Source organism: bacterium, assembly GCA_030655055.1.
Classification (GTDB): domain Bacteria; phylum Edwardsbacteria; class AC1; order AC1; family EtOH8; genus UBA5202.
Genome location: JAURWH010000202.1, coordinates 1 through 24,248, shown reverse-complemented (window position 1 = coordinate 24,248; position 24,248 = coordinate 1). Strand labels below are relative to the sequence as shown.

Below are 24,248 nucleotides of genomic sequence, written 5' to 3'. Positions count from 1 at the left end.
AAGTGCTATCAGTATGACATTTATATTATGAATTATTTAAATCGTAAATCTCATAAAATAACAAACCTTGGTCATTATGCAATACAACCACATTTCTATAACCATGACAAGACGCTATTGTTTATGTATGCAGACAACTGGCCCGATCAGCCTTTAAAATATGAACTGTGGTCTGTCGATACTAATGGCACAAACTTACGAAAACTAAATATGCAATTTTAGCACGAATATAAATATCACTTATTTAGGAGAAAGTTATGGGAATGACAATGGTTCAAAAGATCCTGGCCAAGGCCACCGGCCAGGCATCCGTCAAGGTGAACGACGTGGTCGAGCCCAAGGTCAGCCTGGCCATGTCCCACGAGAACGGCGCGCTGGTGATCAACCAGTTCTCGGACATCTACCAGGGCACCGGGATCGAGGCCAAGGTGTGGGACCCGTCCCGCATCGCCATCATCTTTGACCACCGGGTGCCGGCCGAAAGCTCCAAGACCGCCGGAAACCAGAAGAAGATCCGCGAGTTCGTGGCCAAGCAGGGCATCACCAAATTCCACGACATCCGGGGCGACGAGGGCGGGATCTGTCACCAGATACTGCCCGAGAACGGCTACGTGCTGCCGGGTTTGGTCCTGGTGGGCACCGACAGCCACACCACGTCACACGGGGCGCTGGGAGCCTTCTCCTTTGGCATCGGGGCCACCGAAATGGCCGCGGTCTGGGCCCTGGGAAAGATCCTGAACGTGGAAGTGCCGGGGACCATCAAGGTGGTGGTCAACGGGGTGCTGCCGAAATACGTCGAGCCCAAGGACATAATCCTGAACCTGATCGGCAAGCTTACCGCCGAGGGAGCAAACTTCAAGGTGATCGAGTTCCACGGCGAGACCATAAAGAAGATGTCCACCTCCGGCCGGCTGGTGCTCTGCAACATGACGGTGGAGGCCGGGGCCACCGGCGGCATCGTCCCGCCTGACGCCGAGACCGTGCGCTATTTGAAGCAGGAAGCCGGGGTCAAGAACATCCCCGAATTGTTCGGGCCGGATGCCGATGCGGCCTACGAACAGGTGGTGGAGATCGACGCCTCCAAGCTGGAGCCCCAGATCGCCTTCCCCCACACCGTGGACAACGTCAAGCCGGTGGGCGCCGCCCGCGGCATCAAGATCCAGCAGATCGTGATCGGCTCCTGCACCAACGGCCGGCTGGACGACCTGGCCATCGCGGCTTCCATCCTCAAGGGCAAGAAAGTGGCCCGCAGCGTCCGGATGCTGGTGTTCCCTGCCTCCACCAGGATCTACCAGCAGGCCTTGAAGAAGGGCTATGTGGAGACCTTCATGCAGTCCGGCGCGGTGGTGATGAACTCCGGCTGCGGCCCCTGCCTGGGCGTGCACCAGGGCGCTTTGGCCGACGGCGACAAGGCTTTGGCCACCACCAACCGGAACTTCAAGGGACGGATGGGCAACCCCAACGCCGAGGTCTACCTCTGCTCGGCGGCCACCGCCGCGGCTTCGGCCATAACGGGAGAGATCACCGACCCCCGCACGGTAGTGAGCACCCTTCGACAAGCTCAGGGTGCGAAACCAAAAAAGTCTAAAGCTAAGAAAATAATTGCTGCCAAGAAGCCAGCCAAGAAGGCCGTGAAAATAGCCAAGAAAACTGCCCCTCGACAGGCTCGGGGTGTCACCAAGAAAGGGAGGAAATAACAATGGGTAAAGTAGTATTGAAATTGGGCGCCGATATCTCCACCGACATCATCTATCCCGGCCGCTTCATGGCCACGGTGCTGCCCACCGAGACCCCCCAGTTCGCCTTCGTGGACGACCTGGAGTTCAACAAAAAGCTCAAGGCCAAGCAGATCGAGCCCGGCAGTTTCATCGTGGCCGACAAGAATTTCGGCTGCGGCTCCTCGCGGGAACAGGCCGCCTCCTGCCTGGTGGGCTGGGGCCTGAAGGTGATCGCCAAGAACTTCTCCCGGATATTCCTCCAGAACTCCATCAACGTCGGGCTGTACATGGTGATCTGCCCCAACATCGAGGCCAGCGAGGGCGATGAGCTGGTGATCGAGAATAACAAGGTGGTCAACAAGACCACCGGCAAGAGCTTTGACATCGTTCCCCTGCCCAAAGCCCGCCAGGCCATCATCGATGCCGGAGGACTGATACCCTACACCAAGAAGATGATCATGGACGGAAAGAAATAGGATAGCTTTCCCACTAAAGGACACTAAAAGTCGCGAAAACACTTTGGTAATCTAAAAGAACAAAAAAGCCCCCTGCCGGACACTGAGCTTAGTCGAAGTGTGGCGGGGGGCTTTCTGATGGGCATTTTTAGTTCATCAGGACCGTATCATACCAAAGTCTGTATTCCTGTCCCCGGAATACTTTTGAGGAATCCCCGTTCAATTTGGAATGGTCATAATTGCGCGACGGTTTGGCCTGGGGACCTACATAACGCCGGTGCAGCACCTCCCGCCCTTCCGCAGTATAGATATTTTCGGCCGGGGTGCCGTCCTGCCACGACCAGAACACGGCCAGGCACTTGCCATATTTGACTTCTCCCACCGTCAGATCCACCGCCCGGGCCGAATAACCTTCGTTTTCTCCGGTTTTGAATATCTTGGGGAAGGCCTCCTCATCCTCCTTTAAAAACCTGACCCCGGGATATGCTCCATCGGCGCCTACGCTCATAAGCCAGCGAAATTCATTTTCGCCCTCTTCAAAATAATTCAGTTCGTTGGACTCCGGCGGTTCGCAGTTGGAATGCTCCACCAACACTTCATAACACTGCCGGCCCAGCATCTCCACCTTTCTGACCACCTTGGTTTGCACGGTTGATGTGGGAATGCCACCGGGATAGTCAAAAAAAGCACAGGTCTCCGATCGGCCTTCTTCCAGGATTGATCCGAAGTACAGGCCCGGCCCCTTGGTCTTAATTTCCAGAATTTCCCCCGGCAGGTCCCGGATCGTTATTTTGGGAGCGGCGGCCAATGCTTCCGCAGTTCTGCCTTTTCCGTTCATTTTGATCTCCTTTCTCATTTGCAACCGGCTGTCCCAAAGCCTGCGCTTGACTGTACCAATCGGGACATCCAGCCGTTGGGCTATTTGTGTTTGAGAAAACCGGTTCAGGTAAAATAGCCTGGTGGTCTCCCGCAGCGGTGCGGAAAGACCGGCCAGAGCCTGCAGCACCGGACCGATCCTGGCCGTCAGATCGCTTTCCCCATCATCCCCTTCCGAAACGGCCGTCTCAAGGGCTTCGGAATGTTCGAGGGTGACAAAACGGGGACCCCTGATCATCTGGTTGCGGGCCATGTTGGCGGCTATCTTTTGCACCCAGGCCCGGAAATTGTGAGGCGGCTTCAGCAGATACAGCTTTTGATAGGCTCTTAAAAACGCCTCCTGGGCTATATCGTCCGCTTCACCGGCCAGGCCGAAGGAATAAGACAGGTCCTTCTTGACCGCCCTTTGATGGCGTCTGACCAGTTCGGCAAAGGCTAAAACGTCTCCGTTCTGGGCCTCTAAGACCAACTCTTCGTCCCTGCTGTCTTTTATCAACCCGGTTTCTCCTTTAGTTACAAACATAAACACCCATAAAACATAAAGGTTCGGATATTTCAACAAATATTTTACTTGATCATGAAATTAGTTTAAAAGCCCCCCGCCGGACACTGAGCTTAGTCGAAGTGTGGCGGGGGGCTTTTAAATGTCATCCCTGGTTTTCTCTGTTTCATTTCCTGTTTTCCTGGATCCCTTGTGAAAGAGCTGCTACTATCTCATGCCCCCAGCTTCTTACCGAGATCCAATATCTCGCAGATCTCCGCTTTGGCCTTGTAATTGGACTGCATCTCATCATCCAGCTGGCCGCAGAACTTGCAGATCAGCTCGGACGCTTTTTGGGAGTGCCGGGCGGCTTCACTTCTTTCGCCCAGGAGCATCTCGGTCACCGCCAGCAGGTGGTAGGCCTCGAACGGCTTTTCCTCGTCGTCGGAGAAGCCGCCGCCCTGCAGCTGCCCCAGCAGGACCTGCCTGGCTTTTTGCAGCAGCTCAGTTTTGCTTCCGCCTTCGGCCTTCCCGGCCTGGGCCAGCAGCAGCCGGCTTTCCAGCAGCGGGTTGCCGTCCGATCCCTTGGCCCCGGTCTGCTTCATCGCTTCCTGGGCCTGGTTGAAAAGCTCCAGGGAACGGTCCAGATCCTTCAGCAGGCAGTAGGCATCGCTTAAGTTATACAGGGCGCTGGCTTCCAGGGTCCGGCTCTGCACCTCCCGGGCCACTTCCAGCGAGACCTGGAATTCCTCCACCGCTTTTTGCAGCCGGCCCTGGGCCTTGTACAGCCGTCCCATCCCGGAGTGGCCGTAAGCGTCGCCCAAGCGGTTGGCGATCCGGGCGTTGATGTCCAGATACCGCTCAAAGTATTTTTGGGCCTTCTCCGGGTAATTGAGGTCCAGGTAGATCCCGCCCAGGTTGTTGCAGGAGATGGCGACGGACAGGAGCTCCCCGGTCTTCTCGGCCATCTCCATGGATTTCTCCAGGTATTCCAGGGCCCTGGGGATGTCGCCCTGGGACCAGTAGACCGTTCCCAGATTATTATAAGGCGCCCCCAGGCTGGCGGTGCTCTCCTGTTTTTTCAGGATCTCGATCTGCTGCAGGTGGTGGCCGATGGCATGTTCGTACTTGCCCTCCCGGGCTTCAAAGATGGCCAGCAGGTTGCAGGCCGCCGAACGGGCCCGTTCCGCCCTGGCCGGTTCCAGCCCCTTGAGGCTGTCCAGGATCCTGACCGCCCCGGCCACAAAATGATTGGCCCGGTCCAGCTGTCCTTTAAGATAATAGACCCAGGCCATCTCCCGGAAGATGTTGAACATCTCCAGCGAATTGGGATCGGCGCTGAGCTTGGCCACCGCCCGCTCCAGATGCTGCAGCGACTGGTCGTATTTGCTCTTGCGCTGGTAGTTCTCGCCGATCTTGCGGAACAGCATGGCTTCCTGCTCCGGGGCTTCGGTGCAGGCCAGGTAGCTGTTGAGCAGGCCTATGGCCTCGTCGTTGTCCCCTAGCGAGGAGCAGATGTCGGCCAGCTTGATGCCGGTCTCAAAGCACTCGGCCTTCAGGGCCGGGTCGCCCTCCATCAGCTTGAGCGCCCGGCGGTAGAAATCACGGGCCTGCTGGTTGGCGTGAAGCTTGCGGTTCTTGTCTCCGGCCAGTATGGAGTACTGGATGTTCTTTTCCCGGTCCTCCGACCGCTCGGCGTGGTAGGCCAGCAGGTCGGCGTACTGGTCGATCAGCACCGGATACTTTTCCTCGATCAGCCTGACCACCTTGGCGTGGAGGTTGATCCGGAATTTCTTGAGGATGGTGTTGTAGGCCGCCTCCTGCACCAGGATGTGCTTGAAGATGTATTCGATGTCGTCGCTCAGGCTGGACTGCAGGCTGCGGCGGATCATGTCCCTCAGGGTCAGGTCGGCCAGGCCGCCCGAGATCTCCTTGTCCATCAACTCGGACACCAGCTGCTCCCAGAAGATCTTGCCCACCACCGCCGCGTGCTGGATGATGGATTTCTGGGCCGAGGGCAGCTGGTCTATCCGGGAAAGCAGCAGGGCCTGCAGGGTGTTGGGGATCACCGCCTCGCCGATCCCGCCGGAAGCCTTCCAGTAGCCTTCGGCCGGCAGCAGCAGGCCCTGGTCTATCAGGTAACGGATGATCTCCTCCACGAACAGCGGGTTGCCCCCGGCGTATTCCACTATCTTTTCCTTGACCGCCGCCGGCAGCTCCTCGATCTCCAGCATGGAGTGGATTATCTGGCGGACGTCCTCCGGCTTCAGTTCGGCCAGGTGCAGGTTGATCCCCGTCCCGTGGGCCACCAGACGCTGGGCCATGGCCGCGGCCCGGGCCCCTTCCTGGGTGGGAGGCCGGGTCAGCCCCAGGAACAAAATGGGCAGGTCGCGGTGGTAATTGATGATGTATTCCAAAACTTCCAGCGAAAGCTCGTCGGCCCAGTGCAGGTCCTCCACCACCACCACCAGCGGGGCCTGGGCGGCCATCAGCCCGCAGAATTCCACCAGCACCAGCTTGATCTGCTTCTGCAGCTGTTCGGCGCTGAGATTCTGGCCCAGGGATTCCTGGGGATCCAGGCCCAGCATCACGTTAAAGACCCGGGCCGGACCGAACAGCCCCACCTGCCGGTCCCCGAAATGGCGGGCGGACACGGCGCTGATCTTGTCCCTCATGGCCTGGGGCTCCTCGTTCTCCTTGATCCCGAACACCCCCCGCAGCATGTCTATCACCGGGCCCAGGCTGGCCCCGCCAAAAGGCAGGCAACGCCCGAAGGCCAGCCCGAAATCCGCCTTCTGCCGGACGGCCCGCTCCTTGAGCGCAGAGGTGAACTCCTGCAGCAGCCGCGATTTTCCCCCGCCCGGATCGGCGATCACGAAGACCGCCCGGGGCTTCTTCTCCCGGATGGCGGTTTCGTAGGCGTCCATCAGGGCCTTCAGCTCCCGGTCCCGGCCCACCATCGGCGACCACAGGCCGCCGATGCCCCGGACCTTGCCCCGTTCGGCCAGCACTTTTTCCAGCCGGTAGGCGTGGACGGTCTCGGCCTTGCCCTTCATCTGGTGCTCGCCCAGGTCGCTGAAGTCAAAGACGTGCTTGCCCATCCAGGCCAGCTCCTCGGAGACGGCGATCTCGCCGGGCTGGGCCAGGCTCTCCAGCCGGGAGGCCACGTTGACCGCGTCCCCGATCACGGTGTGGGCGGACTGCTTGTCGCCGCCCACCGAGCCGGTGACCACCTCCCCTATGTTCAGGCCCTGGCGCATGGCCAGCTCCAGCCCCGTCTGCCGGCTCAGGTCCTTAAAGGCCTCCTTGATCTCCAGGGCCGAGCGCAGGGCCCGCTCGGCGTCGTTCTCGTGGGCCACCGGGACGCCGAACAGGGCCATCACCTCGTCGCCCACGTATTTGTCGATGGTCCCCTCGTATTTTTTGACGATCTCGGCCACCCGGGCAAAGCATTTGTTCAGGATGTCCCGGACCTGTTCCGGGTCCATCTTTTCCGACATGGCGGTATATCCGGCGATGTCCCCGAACAGAATCACCACCGTCCGGCGCTCGGCCTGCAGCTGGGAGGACTCCTGTTCCAGCCGGGTCCCGCAGTCCCCGCAGAATTTCATGTTGTCCGGGTTCTCAAACCCGCATTTCCGGCACTTGTTCACTTAGCTCCCCTTTTTTCTTTTAAGCCATTGGACCGGGTCCACCGGCTTGCCGCCCTTGCGGACCTCAAAGTGCATGATCGGCCCGTCCACGCTGCCGCCCACCTTGGCTATCACCTGGCCCTCGGCCACTGACGAGCCGGTGAAGACCAGCATGTCGGTCAGGTTGCCGTATAAGGTGTAATATCCGCCGTCGTGGTCCACCAGGATGACGTTGCCGTAACCCAGGAACCGCTCGGCGTAGACCACCTTGCCCGCGGCCACCGCCACCACCGTCGAGCCGTAGGAGGAATAGATGTCGATGCCGTTGTTCTGGATGTAGGTGTTGTACTTGGAGTGCTTCTTAAGCCCGAAGCTGGAATAAAGCCTGCCCTCGGCCGGCCACAACAGGCCGCCCTGCTTGCGTTCCAGCACGGTGGTGCCGGGGGCCGGAACCGTCTTCCGGCGTTTCTGGAGCTCGGCCTTGCGCTGCCGTTCCAGATCGTCGATCAGGTTCTGCAGTTTTTTGGCGGCCGCCGCCAGCTCTTTTACCAAAGCTTCCTTGGAGGCCTTCTCCTGGCGGACCTTGTCCAGCAGTTTTTTCTGCTGCTGCTCGTCCTCCTTAAGGTTGGCCATCTCCAGCTCGGTCTCGCCCTTCACCTGGGCCAGGGTGATCAGCCGTTCCTGGCGGTCGGCCTTGTCCCGGGATATCTGGGTCCGCTCCTCCTTGATGGTGTCATAGAGCCTCCGGTCCTGGAGCGAGAACAGCCGGAGGTATTTGTAGCGTTTGACGATGTCGGCGAAGCTGGCCCGGGTCACCAGCACCTCCCATTCGTAGAGCCTGCCCTGCTTGTACATCTGCCGGACCCGGGTCTCCATCAGGGCCTGGCGCCGGCCCATCTGGGATTCGGCCTTCAGCATCTGGCCGTCCAGTTTCCTGACCTCGGAATTGAGCCGGGCCTCCTTTTCCCTCAGGGCGTTCAGCACCTGGCGGGTCAGGTTGATCTGCTCGGCCATCCGTTCCATCTGGCCCAGAATGTTCTTCTCCTGGCCCTTCAGTTCCTGGGCCCGCTCCCGGGCCTCGGCCAGCTTCTGGCGGATGGCCTTGAGCTGGCCTTCCTGGGAGTCCGTCTCCTGGCTTAAGGCCGGGGAAAAGAAGCCGGACCAGAGCAAGGCCAGGATGAGAATGATATGTTTGGTTCGTCCAAAGTGCATCAGATCACAAATGCTTCCCTGAAATATCCTGATTTTCCCAAGCCGGGACCCTCATCATGTAATGCCGCTTTCCTCATCCCAAAGCCAGCTGGCCGTTGGCCTCCACCTTGCAGATCAGGATCTCCCCGTACAGCCCTTCCTGGGTGACGGTGACATGGCCCAGCCGGATCAGCTCCAGCAGGGCGAAGAAGGTGACCACCATCACCAGTTTCCTGGTCTCCCCGGCGAACAGGTCAAAGAACTTCATCCGTTTTTTCTCGGTGATCTCCTTCAGCACGTAATCCAGACGCTCCTCGATGGTGATGTCCTCGCCCACTATCTGGTAAAGCTTGACCTTGTCGATCCGCTCCACCACCTGGCGGAAGGCCTGCAGCAGGTCGATCAGACCCACCTCGGGCTTGGGGGGCTCGGCCGGCGCATCATCCTGCTTTTCAAAGGCGCCCTTGGGCCGGGGGTACATCAGCCGCTGATGGTCCTCGCGCTCCTCCAGCCGGCTGGCCGCTTCCTTGAATTTCTTGTATTCCAGCAGCTGCTGCACCAGGTCCCGCCGCGGGTCCTCGGCCTCCGGCCCCTCCAGCTCCTCGTGCCGCGGCAGCAGCATCTTGGACTTGACCTTGATCAGGGTGGCGGCCATCACCAGGAACTCCCCGGCGATGTCCAGGTCCAGCGACTTCATGATGTCTATGTATTCCAGATACTGCTGGGTGATGCTGGAGATGGGGATGTCGTAGATGTCCACCTCCTGCTGTTTGATGAGGTATAGCAGAAGGTCCAAAGGACCTTCAAATATTTCCAGTTTTACTTGGTAGGGTTGGTTGGCCATTTAAGTATATCTGCTCCTTTTGGTATTTAGATTTTACCCCAGATCGCCACAGAGACTCAGAGGCACAGAGGGCTTAATATTAATGGGGTCAATAAATAATTAACATTTTTTATTAGGAATCCATGAAGCCATGAATATTAAACTGTGGGAACCAGGATTGATTCCTGCTTTCCTGGCTTCCTTATAAAATAAATTCGTTTTCCTTAGAGTGCTATGATTCAAATTAAGTGACCTGGTTAATAATACAACTATTCCCTTGTGCTAAACAATATTAATATGCTCAGTGTCTCTGTGCCTCCGTGACAGAATTATTCTTTCTGTTCCATATGCTGACTCAGGTCCAGTTTCCTCAGCTTCGGCGCCGCCCAGGCCACCACTCCCGCGACGACAAATGTCATCCCGCTATTGAACACCAGCGAAGGCACCAGACCCATCAGCTTGGCCACCACCCCGGACTCGAAGGACCCGATCTCGTTGGAGGAGCCTATGAACACGCTGTTGACTGCCGACACCCGCCCCCGCATCTGGTCCGGGGTGTAAAGCTGGACGATGGTCTGGCGGATCACCACGCTGATGTTGTCCACCGCGCCGGAGAGGGCCAGGGCCGCCATCGACAGCCAGAAATTACGGGACAGAGCGAAGATCATCATGCAGGCCCCGAAGCCGGCCACCACCCACAGCAGTTTCTTCCCCGCATTATGCAACGGGGGCCGGTGGGCCAGGGTTAAAGCCATGATAGCCGCCCCGGCGGCCGGGGCCGCTCTTAAGAAGCCCAGCCCCTTGGGCCCGACGTGCAAAATGGTGTCGGCCACCATCGGCAGCATGGCGGTGGCGCCGCCGAACAGCACCGCGAACATATCCAGGCTCATCGCCGGCAGAACTATGGGATTTCCGAAAACGAACTTCACTCCGCTGGCCAGGCTGGTCATCACCGGCTCCTCCATGTTACGGCGGGGCACCCCCTGCGACTTGATCAGGAACACCGCGGCCGAGCCGATGATCCCCATGGCCAGGGCGGTGGCGTAGGCCGCCCGCACCCCGAAGAATCCGTAGATCAGCCCCGCCATGGCGGGGCCGCCCACCGCCCCGATCTGGAACACCAGGCTGTTGTAGGCCGACATCCTGGCGTAAAGCTCGCGGGGGACGATCTGGGCCGATAGGGCCATGGTGGATGGCGCCAGGTAGGCCCGGATCAACCCCATCAGGGCGATCACGCCGTAGATCGGAAGGGTTGTTCTGGTAAGAAGGACACCGCAGCACCAGGAAAGCCACAGCAATGTCCCGGCGCACAGGGTCAACAGGGCAGAGGTGACGGCCATGGTCCGCTGGCGGTCGTGGCTGTCGGCGTAATGCCCGCCGAACAGGGCCACCGAAAAGAAGGCCAGGGCCTCGGCCAGACCTATCATCCCCAGGGCCAGCGGGTCGCGGGTCAGCTCGTAGACCTGCCAGCCCACGATCACCGACACCATCTGGATGGAGACGACCACAAAGAACCGGCCGGCCATGAATTTCCGGAAGTCGGCTATTTTAAGTACGTCGTAAGCCCGGGCGTTATTGGTCATTAATTATTAAATTGATATGAACGTTCTTTATAGCCCAGCCCTTATTTATCCGCCGTAGCTTTAGCGTAGGAGGAAGGGCTGGGCTATAAATGTTAACGGAACCTATTTCGTCTTCATCACGAACACGCCGTCCCAGTTCTCCGGCGGCGGCAGCACCTTGAAGTCCTCGCAGCGGTCGATGTAGGTCTGGCTGGGCCCGTCTTCGGGATCAACTTCCAAAGCCTGCCGGAAGACGGCCTCGGCCTGGTCCCACTGCTTGGAACGATAGAGCTCCAGGCCCTTCAGGTAGATCTCCACCGCCTTCTTTTTCTTTTCGCTGACATCGGCCTCGGAAATCCCCAGCAGTTCGTAGACCCTTACCGGCTGCTCCTTGCCCACCACCCTCAGCATGTCCAGCTCCCGCACCGGGTACAGGCCCTTGACCTTGGCGTAGGTGAATTCGGACATCATGATGGCCGTGCCGTATTCCTTGTTGGCCCCCTCCAGCCGCGAGCCCAGGTTGATGGAGTCGCCCATGGCGGTGTAGCTCTTCTTCTTTTCCGAGCCCACGTTGCCCACGGTCACCAGGCCGGTGTTCAACCCGAACCGGGTGAAAAGATTGGGCATGCTGCGCTTGGCCAGGTCGGCGTTCAGGGTCTGCAGGCGCTGGTTCATGGCCCAGACGCACTTGATGGCGGTCTCGGCGTGCTTGGGATCGTCGGTGGGGGCGCCCCAGAAGGCCATGATGGCGTCGCCCTCGTACTTGCTGATGTACCCGCCGTATTCCAGCACCACGTCGGACATGGCCCCCAGGTATTCGTTGATCAGGGCGATCAGCCGCTCCGGGGTTCCCAGTTTTTCGGAGAACGAGGAGAAGCCCTTGATGTCCGAGAAGAAGACGGTGACCTCCTTCTTGTCGCCGCCCATCAGCAGCATCTCGGGGTTGGCCATGATCTTGTCCACCAGGTCCTTGGACATGTAGCCCTGGAACATATTCTTGATCCAGACCTTCTGCTTTTCCTCGGTCAGGTAGCGGTAGCCCAGGATGGCCATGTTGGTGAACAGCACCACCGCCAGGGGCCTCACCATCTCCACCCAGATCAGCGATTTGTCGAACATTACGGTGGCAGTGACGAAATAAACTATCACCATTCCGAACAAGATCAGCCCCGCCACCAGCGGCTTGAAGCGCAGGGAGACGAACACCGTCAACAGCCCGATCAGCACCAGGATGATCAGCTGAATGTGCCAGGGAACAACTTGAACGAATTTTCCGGTCAGCAGTGTCTGCATGATGTTGGCGTGGATCTCCGGGCCGGGAAAGACGTTGGAGAACGGCACCACCCGCAGGTCCATCAGGCCGGCGGCGGTGGCGCCGACTATTACTATCTTGTCCTTGAAATATTCGGCCGGCACCTGCTCGGTCAGCACATCGGAATAGGAGATGTAGCGGAATTTTTTGAACTGTCCGAAATAGGTGATCAGAGTCCGCCCATCCTTATCCACCGGGATATTAAGCTTGTCACCGGCCTTGATGTACTTGCCCAGTTCCACGGTGACGTCTTCCTTCTTGACCCCCAGCTTGTCCAGTACTATCTGAAAGTCCATCGAGGGATAAGAGCGGTCGCCCAGGGATAGAAACAACGGCTGTCTCCTGGCCACCCCGTCGTCATCGGGCTCGATGTTGTAGTACCCTGTTCCCCGGGCCGATCCCAGCAGCACCGGTATCGGCGCGGTCATCTGCCCCACCTGGTAAAGATCGCTCTGGGATTTGATGTACTGGTATTTTTCGGTGACCGCCGGAGGCAGCACATAGGACCAGTTCCGGGCCGTCAGGTCCGAGCTGTCCTTCAGTTTGCCGGTGGTAAAGTAGAAGGGAAAGTATGCTATGCCGGCTTGGGCCGTCACGGCCCCGAAATCCTGGTCGTATCCCCAGCTCTCCAGCACCGCGCTGATCAGCTCCGGCGTTTTTTCGGCTGCCTGTTTGAAGGGTTTATTCTGTAATAGTTTTTCCCGGATCTGCTCCCCCTTGGTATCCTGGTAAAGCTGGACCATGTCCGGCTTCAAGCTGTCGCTCTCCACGAAAAAGATGTCGAAAGCCACCGCGGAGGCCCCGCCCTGGGCCAGGTAATCGGCCACTTTAGCATGGTAAAGCCGGGGCCAGTTTTGGAAACGGCCCAGTTGGTAAAGCGAGGCATCGTCTATGTCCACAATCACCACGTCCTCAATGTCCTGCTCGTTGGTCTGACCCACCCGCAGGCGGTAACGCAGATCGTAGCTCTTGTTCTCCATACCCTGGAAAAGCCCCGGTACCAAGTATGATATGGCCAGCACCGCGGCCACCACCCCGATCCCCACCAGGGCTCCCACTGATTTCTTGCTGCGATTGGCCTCGCTCATTTCTTAGCCTCCTTCTCCAAAGCTTTGACGAAAGCCTCCACCAGGGCCGGATTGAACTGGGTCCCGCTGTCCTGGCGCAGGCGTTTGACCGATTCCTCCATCCCCAAACCCTTGCGGTAGGGACGGTCGGAGTTCATGGCGTCGTAGGAATCCCCCACGCAGATGATCTGGGCGTCCATCGGCACTTGGTCGCCGGCCAGCCCGGCCGGGTAGCCCCGTCCGTCCAGCTTCTCGTGGTGGTGCCTCACCCCGGGGATGATGTCCTTCATCTGCTTGATGGGCTCCAGCGCCTCGGCCCCCTTGTTGGGGTGGTCCTTGACGATGGCGAACTCCTCAGGGGTCAGCCCCGAAGGCTTCTTTAAGATGGCGTCCGGCATCCCGATCTTGCCCACGTCGTGGAGCAGGGCCGCCAGCTCCAGCCGCTTGCGGTCCTCCGGTGAAAAGCCCAGCTGGTCGGCGATCATCATGGAATACTTGGTGACCCGGGAGGAATGGCCGGCGGTGTAGTCGTCCTTGGCGTCGATCAGGCTGACCACGGTCCGGATGGAGTTCAGGAACAGCTCCTGGAGGTCGGTGTACAGGCTGGCGTTCTCGATGGCCACCGCCGCCTGGCGGGCCAAAGTTTCGAACAGCTCCACGTCCTCGCGGGTGAACAGCCCGCCTTTCTTGTTAAGCACCTGGGCCACCCCGATCAGCTTGTTCTTGGGCTTTAAGGGAACGGTGATGGCATTGCGGGTCTGGAACTTTGATTTCTCATCCACCTTGGAATAGAACCGGGGGTCCTTGGTGACGTCGGGGACCAGCAGGGTCTGCATGTGCTCGGCCGCCCAGCCCACCATCCCCTTGCCCCAGGGCACCCTGATCTGCTTGACCGCGTCGCCGGCGTCGCCGGTGGCGATCTCAAAGAAGAACTCGTGCTTCTCCTCGTCATACAGGAAGATGGAGGAGGCTTCGGCGTCGATCACGTCCTTGGCCACGTTCATCACGGTCTCCAAGACGCGTTTGACATCCAGTGACGAGGAGATCAGGGCGCTGGTCTCGGCCATGGCGGTGATCCTCTCCACCTTCTCCCGGGCCTCGGAATAGAGCCGGCTGTTCTCGATCAGGGTGGAAAGATGGGCGCCCAGGAGTTCAATGATCTCCAGGTCGTCGTCGTTGTAATCCTCGCCCCGCAGCTTGTTGATCAGCTCCACCACCCCGATGACCTCGGCCCTGGATTTCAAGGGCACGCAGAGGATGCTCCGGGTGGGGAACTCCACGTTGTCGGCGATCTCCTTCTTCCACTTGGGCTCGTTCTGGACGTCGTTGACCGTCAGCGGGATCCCGGTCTTGGCCACCCAGCCGGCAATGCCCTGCCCGATGGGGATCTCCAGCCCCTCCAGCTTGTGGGAGGCCGGCCCCTTGACGATGGAGAATTTCAAATAGGTGCGATCGGAGGACAAAAGAAGCAGAGAGCCGGCCTCGGAAGGCGCGATCTCGGTCACCAGGTCCATGGCCCGGTCCAGCAATGGCTGGACGTCGAAGGTGCTGGCGGCGATCTCGTTGACCCTCTGCAGCACCTTGAGCTTCATCTTAAGGCTGGAGAGCTCGCTCTTGGCGGTGGGCAGCAGGGCGGCCCTGGCGGACCGGGCCGGCAAAAGCCCTGACTTTTTCCTGGCTGGCGGCATGGGATACCTCCTTGTTTGGGGTATATTTTTGGGATTTTATGCGGACGTAGTTACGGAGTCTAACAGTATATTTTATATCAATAAGCTGTTTTAAGCAAGGACTTTATTGAAGATATTTTTCGGCGGTTTGGGGGTAATGAAAAATTCCCTTCCCTTGCGGGAAAGGAATAAAGTAAGTCTGTTGATCGTAATAATTTATTGTGAAAACAAAAATTTTCCTGTTTATTACTTATGCACCTTTTTGATGAACTCCTCCACCTCGGGCACCCCGCCCTGGTAGATCAGGTAACCGTTGTAAGGCTCCCGGGGGGTAATCTCGTCGCTGACCGGCGCCAGCATCATCCGGTTTACTTCCTCACGGTCCTGGGTCTGCCCCAGCACCCAGCCCAGCTTGATGTAAGCGGCTTCGGGAAGCATGTTCTCCAGGGGCACCACTCCCTGGGCCATCAGATCGCGCCCGGTGTCATAGACGAACATGTGGACGTAGCCCCACAATGTCTGCACCGTCATGAAGATGTGGACCCCCTTGGCCACCGCCCGTTCGATGGCCGGGTACAGCGGCTTGTTGACGTGCCCCAATCCGGTGCCGATGATGATGATCCCCTTGTAGCCGCTGTCCACCATGGAATCTATCATGTCCGGCTGCATGTTGGTGTAATAGTAGATCATTCCTATCTTCTCCTCAAAGTAGGGCATGATCTTGACCTGGCGGTCCTTGCGCCGGGGATGGTAATCCTGCTTGATGGGCTTGACCCCCTGGCGGGTAACTGTGGCCAGCGGGGTGTCCCCGATGGTGCGGAAGGTGGAACGGTAGGAGGAATGCATCTTGCGGACCCGGGTGCCCCGGTGCAGAAAGCCGTATTCGTCGGAGGTGGGGCCGAACATGCAGACCATCACCTCGGCGATGTCCCCGTGCCCGGCGGCGGTGGTGGCGTGCATCAGGTTCAAGGCGGCGTCGGAGCTGGGGCGGTCGGAGGAGCGCTGCGAGCCCACCAAAACGATCGGTACCGGGGGGTTCTGGACCATGTAGGTCAGAGCGGCCGCGGTGTAGTGCAGAGTGTCGGTGCCGTGGCCGATCACGATGCCGTCGATACCGTTCTCGATTTCCTTGCCGATGGCCACCGCCAGCTTCTTGTACTGCTCCGGCCCCATGTTCTCGGAAAAGACCGCGAACAGCTTATCGGTGGTCAAATTGCAGATGTCGGCCAGCTCCGGCACCGCGCCGTAAAGCTCGCCCGGGGTGAAGGCCGGGATCACCGCGCCGGTGCGGTAGTCCAGCCGGCTGGCGATGGTGCCCCCGGTCCCCAGCAGTTTGACCCTGGGCAGGCCCGGGGTAATGGGGAACTCCTTCTCCGGGATCTTGTAGTTGGCTTTTTTGTAGCCGGTCTCGGTCATTCCGGTGATGGTCTTGATGTCGATGCCCACGTTATAGCCGGTGGCGATCTTCAGCACTATGTGCTGGTCGTCGTCGCTCTCCGACCGGGGCAGTACCGTGCCCTTGAAGGGCCCGCGGCTGGTAAGCACCTCGGCCTGGCCCCACACCCGGACGTTGTATTTCTTGAGGACCTCCAGCCCCCCGCCCTTGTAACCTTGGAAGATGTCTTCTGTCATTCTGGTCTGATTTTTAGTTTTAATTGTTAGGTGCATTACGGCATACTACCGTTTTTGCTTGCTGTAGCCAAACAGTTCATTAATTTTTAAATTGAATGTGCTTTTTTGTTTATTCTGTATCTATGACTTTACCGCCGTTATTATCCAATTTGAATAGAATTGTTCTTTCCCTGAGTTTAACCAAGTTCCTTCATCTTTCACAATCTTCTCGATATCATATCCCTTCAGCATTCCAGCAATGGAATTTTTATCCGCGAAGTAATGAATATCGCCAGGAGTAACCGATTTGGTGCATAGGTAAGTATGTTCTGCCACTTTTTCCCCAAAACCGTATTTCCCGTCATCCCTTGTCGGACAAGTAAAAAAGAACTTCCCGCCGCTCCTTAGCAATTCATGAACTCGTTTAACAGCCCTCTGAAAATCATCTATATAGCCGTGGTAGATCACATTGTATGAAAGAACTATATCAAAGCATTGCCCGTCAAGCCTATTATCAAATATATCGCAACATTCGGAATGTATGCTGCAATTCTCTTGGCTTGCCCATTCATTTAGCCGTACAATAGCTTCCGATGATTTATCGATGGCGTAAACTGAAAAACCGGCTTTTGCAAAGAGTATTGAGTGACGGCCCAGGCCGCAACCTAGATCGAGCGTATTTTTATATTCGTCATTATCCAAACAAGAAACAAACTCAACGACTTCCTTTGCCGGTTTTTTCCACCACTCATGATTTGTGGAATTAGACCAGTATTTCTCCCAGCTGTTTTTCATACTTAGACACAAATTACATTGCCTCTATATTAAATCTATCAGTGTTGATAGTGTGACATTCCCTACTGCCATTTTTCTCAGTTGTCCCATGATCCAGTGCTTCTCTGATGCCGGAAGTTTCGAGGTTTTGATGCTCTTGTATTTATCTTTCAGGAACGGGATCTTGGAAACAACCTCATCCTTGGAGAACCGCTTGAATTCAAGGTTCACCAGCACCGAGTCAAAGTCCATCTTGGGATACTGGTACACCACCGGAAGCATGGTTTTGACGATCTCGGCATCCAGCTTGCTATCCTTCACGTATTTGTACAGGTCATAGATGCGGTCGTACGAGAAATCCGGCGATCTCTGGTAGTGCCCCTCGATGTTCTTCAATAGTTGCCCGAAAATGCCGCCCATGGTCTTGGGATCCTGCCCCAGCTCTTTGACTATCTTCTCTATCACCGGATACAGGTTCCGGACGAAGAGGTAGGTGTAGCAATCCTCCGGCACGCCCCAGTCCTTTAACTGACGGTAGCGGTCGGCCACCTCGCTGGGCACCATCCTCCTGATCTCCTCTATCCGGGCGTCCTCCAGCGGGATGGGCTTGGAATCGGTGTCAGGGTACATCCGGTCGGCCCCGGGCAGCACCCGCTCAAATATGGTGCTCCCGTCCTCAAATACTTTTCTGGTCTCGTTGGGCACCCCGGTAAAGGCCAGCCGGCAGCGCTCGTCGATGGTCTCCAGGCCGGTCTTGATGTCCGCCTCCGGGCCCCAGAAGACCAGCTGGGCGTCGCCGTCAGAGGATCGAAGCAGGGTGCGGACCTGGTCCCAGTCCTTGTCCGAAAGCATGGGATCCAGGGATTCGGAGCTGGTCATGTTCGGTTTCTCGATGCAGGCGATCACCTTCAGCCGTTCCGAGAAATCGTCGGCGAAGCATTTGCCCGGCTGGGTGAAATGCGACAGGATGCCGTGGAATCCCGGCAGGTTCACCGCCATCACCTTGTTCCCGTTGCTGAAAAGCTCCCTGGCCCGTGGGCTCTCCAGCTTTCCGGATAGGGGTTTCAGCGGCTCGGAAGCCATCTTCCAGTCCTTGGGCTGTTTCACCCTGTCCTTGAGCAGGTCTCGGATCTTCAGCAGGGCCCACTGTCGGAAGCATTCATTGTGGGTCAAAAGCGGTATCCACTTGGTGTGGGAGACCCCCTTCATCTCCACCCGGGTGCCGCCGGTGCAGGAGACGTTGACGTCCTGGCGGGCCGCCCCGATGCCGGTGCGGACCTTGCCGGTGCTGCGGTTCAAAAAGCGGATGTAGTCGCAGGCCTCCTTCACCTCATCCGGGTTCTTCATGTCGGGATAGGTCACGGTCTCTATCAGCGGCATCCCCAGCCGGTCGGTGCGGTAGATCCGGAGGTGTCCGATGTCCGAGACCTCGCGGCAGGAGTCCTCCTCCAGCGAAAGCTGGATCAGGCGGACCTTCTTTTGCTTCAGCGGGATCGAGCCCTCCACCCCGATGATGGCGGTGCGCTGGAACCCGGTGGGGATGCTGCCGTCCAGGTACTGCTTGCGGGCGATGTGGACCTCGCCCACCAGGTTCAGCTTGGACAGCAGGGCGATCTCGATGGCGATCTCCAGCGCCTGGCGGTTCAGGGGAAATGGCGGGGTGTCGTCCACCTCGTAGGTGCAGGCGGTGGGGCTCTTGATGCGGTAGACGATGTTCTTCCGGGTCCGGAATTCCATCAGGGCGGTGCCGTCGTATTCCCCCAGCTCCGACAGGGTGGGCCGCATGTGGCGGACGATCTCGGCATCGTAGTCATCTGATTTCTGAAAACGTCCGGCCGGGCAGCGGCAGAACAGCTTCTGGTCTGTCAGAAGCTGCTGGTGCACCTCCAGCCCCGACATGAAGCCGATGGCGTCGTAGGTGGCCTGGGTGGCCTGTTTGATCGGGACATAGCCGGTGGAGGCCAGGGTGGCCCGGTAGTTGTCCTGCGGATTTAACTTTGAGCTCATGGAAATGTTTATTTAGCTTAATGATGATTTATAGATGAACCAAATGATTGTCCAATTATCTCAGGGAATTCGTTGATCGACCGGGACCAACCCTGGTTGTCGCGTTAAATACTATCAGTGAGCATCGCAGTTGACGGCGGTTAAAAGCTTGTCTGCGCCTGTTTGAGGGCTTGGCAAAAGCCCGAGTTCAGACAAGCCCGCCGTCAGCGAGAAGCGCAACGCGAGCCCGCTGAAGCTTTAGCTTAAGCGTGGCCCGGATAGTATTTTGCGACGAGCTTTTTTCTTTTTGGTTCTTTTTCTTAGTTGGCGGCACAAAAAAGAAAAAGAACATACCTGAGTGAAATCCATGTTTCCTTGGTACACCATCTTGTCATTACGAATCATAAGGATAATACAAATAATCCCTTCTGTCAACCAGGAATAATACCTGGTTCCCTTCGGGGTATAGAAACGGTGCGGACAGGCTTGCCTTTGCAGCTGCCCGCACCAAATGATAAAACTGTTGCCGGTGGTTATGTTTCAAGACCGGAAGCCTGTGGCAACCGATGTCTCAGGTCTTTTCTATCTTGACCGCTATGCCCCTAAGCTGCGGGGTCTTCAACTGATGGTTGGGCTTGGCCGGGGCCAGCAGGTTGCCGCCGAAGTGAACCGGCATGAAGGCGGTCTTTTTGACCAGATCGGGATTGGCCCGGGCCGTGGCCACCAGGCTTCCGGCCGCAGAAGTGACCTTGACCTTCCATCCCGCCCTGACCCCTAGTTCCTTGATGTTTTCGGGATGCAGTTCCACAAAGCCGCCGGCAAATTCCCGGGTCAGGTGACAGCTGTTGAAGGTCAGCTGGTCGTCCCCGTAAAGATGGGGATAGGCCGTGCCCAGTTCCAGCACAAAGCCCTGGGGGGCCGCCTTGGATAGATCGAAGGCCGCGTCCCACCCGGTCTTGGCCGGCAGGTTGAACTCGTCCCTGGGATCCAGTTTTCCGCCGATCACCGAAGCCATGGTCTTTAATGACTCTTCCAGTGACTTGATATCAAAATCCGGTTTGAGGGCCTGCTCGAATTTCTGCCGTTTTCCGTCCAGGTTGCAGAATGAGCCTTCCTTTTCAAAGGACAGGGCCAGCGGGAATACCGCTTCGGCGTACTGATGGCTCTCGGAGACAAAATGATCGAAGGCCACCACCAGCTCGGCCTGGGCCAGGGCCTGGGCCACCCCCTCTTTTCCGCCCAGCGTCTTCAGGGGATCCTCGCCCACCAGCACCAGGGCTTTTATTTTCCCGGAGACCAGCGATTCCATCATCTCCAGATAGCCTTGTCCCTTGTCCGGGCCCAATATCCGGGCGCATCCCCAGTCGTTGGCGGCGGCGGCAGACTGAAGCACCGAAAGTTTTTCCGGCAGCAGCAGCGACAGGCCGGTCAGGGCTGAGCGGGCCGCCGCCGCATCGTGCCCGGTGAACAGGCTGCGCCCGAATATCAAAAGCGGAGCCTTGGCGGAGGCGATCATGGCCCCCAGCTGCTCCAGACCCGGCAGCACCAGTCCGGTGTTGGACAGCAGGTTCTCCCAGGTCATCTTGGCCAAGGCTTCCTTGACCTTGCGGAAAGCCGGATCCTTGGATTCCAGCTGGTATTTTTCAATCAATACTTTAAGCAGGGACAGCAGCGCCCCGGCCTCATTGCCGGGAACGGTCTTCAGGAACAATTCCGCCGCATCGGCCAGCGCGCTTTTGCGGCTGTCCATCACCGCCAGCCGGGCGGGCTGGCCGGCAATGACGTGGCTCAGGTCGGCCGACTGATAGGGCCGGTCGGCCTCCGGCTTGCAGGCCGAGACCACCCTGGCCCCCAGCATGGGGTTCTCTTCCATCAGGTTTGCGCCCAGCACCAGGATCAGGTCGGCTCCGGCAATGTCAGTGGAGGCGGCTGTTTTAGAAAACTCCATCGCCAGGTAACCCAGCCGGGCAGCGCTGTCGCAATTGGGAGTTTCCAGGATGTCTTTGGCGAACGAGCGCAGGGCCTGGGCTTCCTCCACCGTCAGCCGCGAGGAGGCGATGACCCCGATGCTCTGGGGACCGTGCTTTTCCTTGATGGACTTAAGCTTCTTGGCCGCGGCCTCCAATCCCTTGTCGTAGCCGATGGGAGCCAGACCGCCGTTCTTTTTATAGAGCGGGGTCTTTATCCGGAGCGGCGACCATAACAACTGGTAACCGGTCCAGCCCCGGGCGCAAAGCTGTCCGGCCGAAAAATAGTGCTCCTGGCTGGCGGTCACTCCTCCGGTCCGGCCATCCTGCTGAACCAGATAAAGGCCGCAGCCGCAGCCGCAATGGGGGCAAATGGTAAAGGTCTGTTTCATATCATCTTTATGTTATTGGTCGGAGTATTAGGATCAATTTAAAACGGGACGTTAAGGCTCCGGGCCATTTCCGCCAGCCCCTTCAGACCGGTCCCTTGGGAAATGGCAAAACCATTGTATCCCAGACCTTCCAGCAGTTTTTTATGCTCTGTATTTTCCAGGCCGAGCCTTAAGAAGGCCTGGGTCAGTTTTTCTTCCACCTCGTAATTGTCGCCCTTCAGGCTCAGGCACAGCCAGCCTGGCACTGGATCGGTGCTGGCCAGGGAGACCAGCTTTTCGGCCATCAACTGGTCCAGAATTCCTGTTCCGCCGAAACCTGCCTGGGCCTTGCCAGCTGCAACTTTCTTGACCACTTCGTCCATGGTGCCGCAGACCAGCAGGCGGTAATCCCGCCCGGCCAAAAGCCCCAGGGACCTCAGGTAAACGGCCTGGGATATGAATCCCTCGGAAGACTGCATGGAGGCGCAGGCCACCAGCTTCCCTTTCAGGGACCGGGGATCAGTGATCTGTGAACCTTGCGGAACGAATATCATTCCCGGCGCCTCGGTCCGGCCGTCCTCCCCCACGCTGATCACCAGCAGCTTTGCCCGGTGGGTCTTTTGCAGGGTCAGATAGGCCAGCGGATCGCAGATCACGAAGTCCGCCCCCGAGGTCTCGATGGCGGCGCCCAGCCCGGAGTAGCTCTGGCCCCATATGTACTGGACCTCGTAACCGGTCTCCCGGGAGAGGTAGTTAAGCAGTGGCAGATATTTTTGGCTGGTCAAAGCGGTGGAATAGGCCGGCAGCACCGCCATCTTTACCGCTTCCTGGCTGAGGCTGCCCCGGGAAATGTTTCCACAACCGGCAAAAAGCAGAAGGCAGAATGACGAAAGCAGAAAAATCAGCCCCCAAGTGAACGGATTATTTTGATTTTTGCTTTCTTGCCCTGAGCAGTGTCGAAGGGTTGATTTTGGTCTCGTCATTTCCACATCCCCTCCCTTATCGGGCCTTCCACCGATTCTTCGGCTTTGACCTTCTTGGGGGCCAGCCCCAGGGCCACCGCCACCCCGTAGAGTATGGCCTCGGGCCGGGGCGGGCAGCCCGGGATGTAGTAGTTGACCGGGATCACCTTGTCCACCCCGCCGGTGACGTTGTAGGTGTCGAACCACAGGTTGCCGCCGGCCCCGCAGGAGCCCACCACGATCACGATCTTGGGGTCGGGGATGGCCTCGTAGGCCCGCTTTAATGACGGCAGGGCCTGCCGGGTCACCGGCCCGGACACCAGCATGATGTCGGCATGGCGGGGGCTTCCGGCCAGCTTGATGCCAAAGCGCTCGGCGTCGTAGTAGGGGGTGATCACATCCACGATCTCGATGTCGCATCCGTTGCAGGACCCGGTGTTGACGTGATAGATCCACAGCGACTTGGGGAAGGCCTTGGCGCAAAGTTTTTTCAGAAACATCTTTTTACTCTTATTCTTATAATATCAAAATAGTTTACCGCTAAGCGGTGCACTGAGCCTGCCGAAGTGACACCAAGACACAAATTCATTAACCCTTGGTGCCTTTGTACCTTGGTGGCTATTGTACCTGTACTTCCGCCTTGACCGGCCCGAACTCCCCGCCCTTCACCGTCCACAGCACATAGGGCGCGGCCTTGATGTCCCCGTTCCCGTCAAACTCCAGCTCGCCCATGGCCCCGGCGAATTTGGCGGAATGGATCACCTTGACCAGGGAATCCCCGCTGGTGGTCCCGGCCAGCTCTATGCTCTTCAGCAGCACGGTGGCCGCATCGTAGGCGTAGACCGAGTAGGGCCCAAGCTCGCCGTAGCGGGCCTTGAAGGAATCGTAGAACCTGCCGGCCTGGGGCATGTCCTCCACCGCCGGACCGAAGGTGAAGTATATTCCCTCGGTGGCCACCCCGCCCCGCTTGATCAGCTCCGAATTGGCGATGGCATCGCCGGACATGAAGGCCGCCGCCAGCCGGCGTTCCTTGACCTGCCGGATCAGCATGGCCCCTTCGGGGTAACTGCCGCCGAAATAGATCAGGTCGGGCTGGTAGCTGATCAGGGGATCCAGCAGCGGACCGTAGTCCGGAGCTTTGCCTTCGGTGATCACCGGGATCTGGGCTTCGGCCACTATGGTCACTTCCACCTTCTTGGGTTTGTTGTTCAGCAAAATTGATTTTTTGAACTCCTCGGCCAGCCCCAGCCCGTAGGTGGTGCCGTCGGAGAAGATGGCCACTTTCTTGACCTTCATGACGTTGAAGGCGTAGTCGGCGGCTATCCTGCCCTGCTGGTCGTCGCGGCCGCAGGTCCGGAACACATTGTCAAACCCCTGCTGGGTGAACTTGGGGTTGGTGGACGAAGGCGTGATCTGGGGGATCATCCTCTGGTTGTAGATCCGGCTGCCGGCGATGGAGCAGTGGCTGTTGTAGTGCCCCACCACTCCGGCCACCCCCTGGTCACACAAACGCTGGGCGATGGCATTGGCTTCCTTCTCGTCGGCCCGGTCGTCCCCGGCGATGATCACCACCCGCTTGCCCAGCACCCCGCCCCGGGCGTTGCACTCCGAGACCGCCAGCTGCACCCCGTGCAGCAGATCCTGCCCGGCCTTGCCCTGCTCGCCGGTCAGGGGCCCGGCCACCCCGATCTTGATCTGCTGTCCTCCCGGCCCGCATCCGGAGAACACCAGCGATGCCAGGATGCCTGCCGTTAAGAGAATTGTTGTCGTCTTTTTCATTTTATCTGTCCATT

The 24,248-nt window shown here is 58.3% G+C and carries 16 protein-coding genes; 2 read left to right on the top strand and 14 right to left on the bottom strand.

The features are described from left to right. Nucleotides 1-257 precede the first annotated feature (257 nt). Together Q7U71_09495 and leuD are read left to right on the top strand one after the other, a co-directional pair. Complete coding sequence (locus Q7U71_09495; GenBank protein ID MDO9391991.1) at nt 258-1,697, top strand: 3-isopropylmalate dehydratase large subunit; 1,440 nt, start codon at nt 258-260, stop codon at nt 1,695-1,697. A gap of 2 nt (nt 1,698-1,699) precedes the next feature. Next, nucleotides 1,700-2,194: a 3-isopropylmalate dehydratase small subunit gene (gene leuD, locus Q7U71_09490; protein ID MDO9391990.1), complete on the top strand. Its 495-nt coding sequence runs from the start codon at nt 1,700-1,702 to the stop codon at nt 2,192-2,194. Between the two features lie 127 nt (nt 2,195-2,321). Here leuD and Q7U71_09485 read toward each other — a convergent pair whose 3' ends face one another. From Q7U71_09485 to Q7U71_09420, 14 genes are all read right to left on the bottom strand, one after another. After that, nucleotides 2,322-3,545 carry a sigma-70 family RNA polymerase sigma factor gene (locus tag Q7U71_09485; protein ID MDO9391989.1) on the bottom strand — a complete coding sequence of 408 codons (1,224 nt, stop codon included), beginning with the start codon at nt 3,543-3,545 and terminating at the stop codon, nt 2,322-2,324. A gap of 218 nt (nt 3,546-3,763) precedes the next feature. After that, entirely contained in the window at nt 3,764-7,183 is a 3,420-nt protein-coding gene (locus Q7U71_09480) for a tetratricopeptide repeat protein (GenBank protein ID MDO9391988.1), read from the bottom strand. Beyond that, a complete protein-coding gene (locus tag Q7U71_09475) occupies nt 7,184-8,374 on the bottom strand; it encodes a peptidoglycan DD-metalloendopeptidase family protein (GenBank protein MDO9391987.1) in 1,191 nt (396 codons plus the stop codon). A gap of 73 nt (nt 8,375-8,447) precedes the next feature. Continuing rightward, on the bottom strand, nt 8,448-9,197 hold the full coding sequence (locus tag Q7U71_09470; protein ID MDO9391986.1) for a segregation/condensation protein A: 750 nt from the start codon (nt 9,195-9,197) through the stop codon (nt 8,448-8,450). A gap of 308 nt (nt 9,198-9,505) precedes the next feature. Continuing rightward, nucleotides 9,506-10,759, bottom strand: coding sequence for an MFS transporter (locus tag Q7U71_09465; protein MDO9391985.1), 1,254 nt, complete (start codon nt 10,757-10,759; stop codon nt 9,506-9,508). Between the two features lie 102 nt (nt 10,760-10,861). Next, nucleotides 10,862-13,138, bottom strand: a complete 2,277-nt coding sequence (locus Q7U71_09460) for a CHASE2 domain-containing protein (protein MDO9391984.1) — start codon at nt 13,136-13,138, stop codon at nt 10,862-10,864. Continuing rightward, nucleotides 13,135-14,805 carry a GAF domain-containing protein gene (locus tag Q7U71_09455; GenBank protein ID MDO9391983.1) on the bottom strand — a complete coding sequence of 557 codons (1,671 nt, stop codon included), beginning with the start codon at nt 14,803-14,805 and terminating at the stop codon, nt 13,135-13,137. Before Q7U71_09455 ends, Q7U71_09460 begins: the two co-directional genes overlap by 4 nt. Nucleotides 14,806-15,030: 225 nt before the next feature. Further along, nucleotides 15,031-16,416 (bottom strand): Glu-tRNA(Gln) amidotransferase subunit GatD, encoded by a 1,386-nt coding sequence (gene gatD / locus Q7U71_09450; GenBank protein ID MDO9391982.1) that lies wholly within the window; start codon nt 16,414-16,416, stop codon nt 15,031-15,033. A gap of 120 nt (nt 16,417-16,536) precedes the next feature. Further along, nucleotides 16,537-17,190, bottom strand: coding sequence for a class I SAM-dependent methyltransferase (locus tag Q7U71_09445; protein MDO9391981.1), 654 nt, complete (start codon nt 17,188-17,190; stop codon nt 16,537-16,539). A 24-nt stretch (nt 17,191-17,214) separates the two neighbouring features. Continuing rightward, nucleotides 17,215-19,176, bottom strand: a complete 1,962-nt coding sequence (gene gatE, locus Q7U71_09440; GenBank protein MDO9391980.1) for a Glu-tRNA(Gln) amidotransferase subunit GatE — start codon at nt 19,174-19,176, stop codon at nt 17,215-17,217. Nucleotides 19,177-19,726: 550 nt separating this feature from the next. Beyond that, nucleotides 19,727-21,514 carry a molybdopterin-dependent oxidoreductase gene (locus Q7U71_09435; GenBank protein ID MDO9391979.1) on the bottom strand — a complete coding sequence of 596 codons (1,788 nt, stop codon included), beginning with the start codon at nt 21,512-21,514 and terminating at the stop codon, nt 19,727-19,729. Between the two features lie 38 nt (nt 21,515-21,552). After that, nucleotides 21,553-22,308 (bottom strand): phosphate/phosphite/phosphonate ABC transporter substrate-binding protein, encoded by a 756-nt coding sequence (locus tag Q7U71_09430; protein ID MDO9391978.1) that lies wholly within the window; start codon nt 22,306-22,308, stop codon nt 21,553-21,555. Between the two features lie 164 nt (nt 22,309-22,472). After that, entirely contained in the window at nt 22,473-22,955 is a 483-nt protein-coding gene (locus tag Q7U71_09425; GenBank protein ID MDO9391977.1) for an NADH-quinone oxidoreductase subunit B family protein, read from the bottom strand. 118 nt (nt 22,956-23,073) lie between these two features. Beyond that, a partial coding sequence (locus tag Q7U71_09420; GenBank protein MDO9391976.1) for a branched-chain amino acid ABC transporter substrate-binding protein occupies nt 23,074-24,248 on the bottom strand: 1,175 nt, incomplete at its 5' end.

Bases quoted from the DNA above. Each gene is read 5' to 3' on its own strand.
- Q7U71_09475 (MDO9391987.1), bottom strand. From the start codon at position 8,374: ATGCACTTTGGACGAACCAAACATATCATTCTCATCCTGGCCTTGCTC.
- Q7U71_09460 (MDO9391984.1), bottom strand. From the start codon at position 13,138: ATGAGCGAGGCCAATCGCAGCAAGAAATCAGTGGGAGCCCTGGTGGGG.
- Q7U71_09445 (MDO9391981.1), bottom strand. From the start codon at position 17,190: ATGAAAAACAGCTGGGAGAAATACTGGTCTAATTCCACAAATCATGAG.
- Q7U71_09425 (MDO9391977.1), bottom strand. From the start codon at position 22,955: ATGTTTCTGAAAAAACTTTGCGCCAAGGCCTTCCCCAAGTCGCTGTGG.
- Q7U71_09430 (MDO9391978.1), bottom strand. From the start codon at position 22,308: ATGGCGGTGCTGCCGGCCTATTCCACCGCTTTGACCAGCCAAAAATAT.
- gatE (MDO9391980.1), bottom strand. From the start codon at position 19,176: ATGAGCTCAAAGTTAAATCCGCAGGACAACTACCGGGCCACCCTGGCC.
- gatD (MDO9391982.1), bottom strand. From the start codon at position 16,416: ATGACAGAAGACATCTTCCAAGGTTACAAGGGCGGGGGGCTGGAGGTC.
- Q7U71_09470 (MDO9391986.1), bottom strand. From the start codon at position 9,197: ATGGCCAACCAACCCTACCAAGTAAAACTGGAAATATTTGAAGGTCCT.
- leuD (MDO9391990.1), top strand. From the start codon at position 1,700: ATGGGTAAAGTAGTATTGAAATTGGGCGCCGATATCTCCACCGACATC.
- Q7U71_09455 (MDO9391983.1), bottom strand. From the start codon at position 14,805: ATGCCGCCAGCCAGGAAAAAGTCAGGGCTTTTGCCGGCCCGGTCCGCC.
- Q7U71_09465 (MDO9391985.1), bottom strand. From the start codon at position 10,759: ATGACCAATAACGCCCGGGCTTACGACGTACTTAAAATAGCCGACTTC.
- Q7U71_09435 (MDO9391979.1), bottom strand. From the start codon at position 21,514: ATGAAACAGACCTTTACCATTTGCCCCCATTGCGGCTGCGGCTGCGGC.
- Q7U71_09495 (MDO9391991.1), top strand. From the start codon at position 258: ATGGGAATGACAATGGTTCAAAAGATCCTGGCCAAGGCCACCGGCCAG.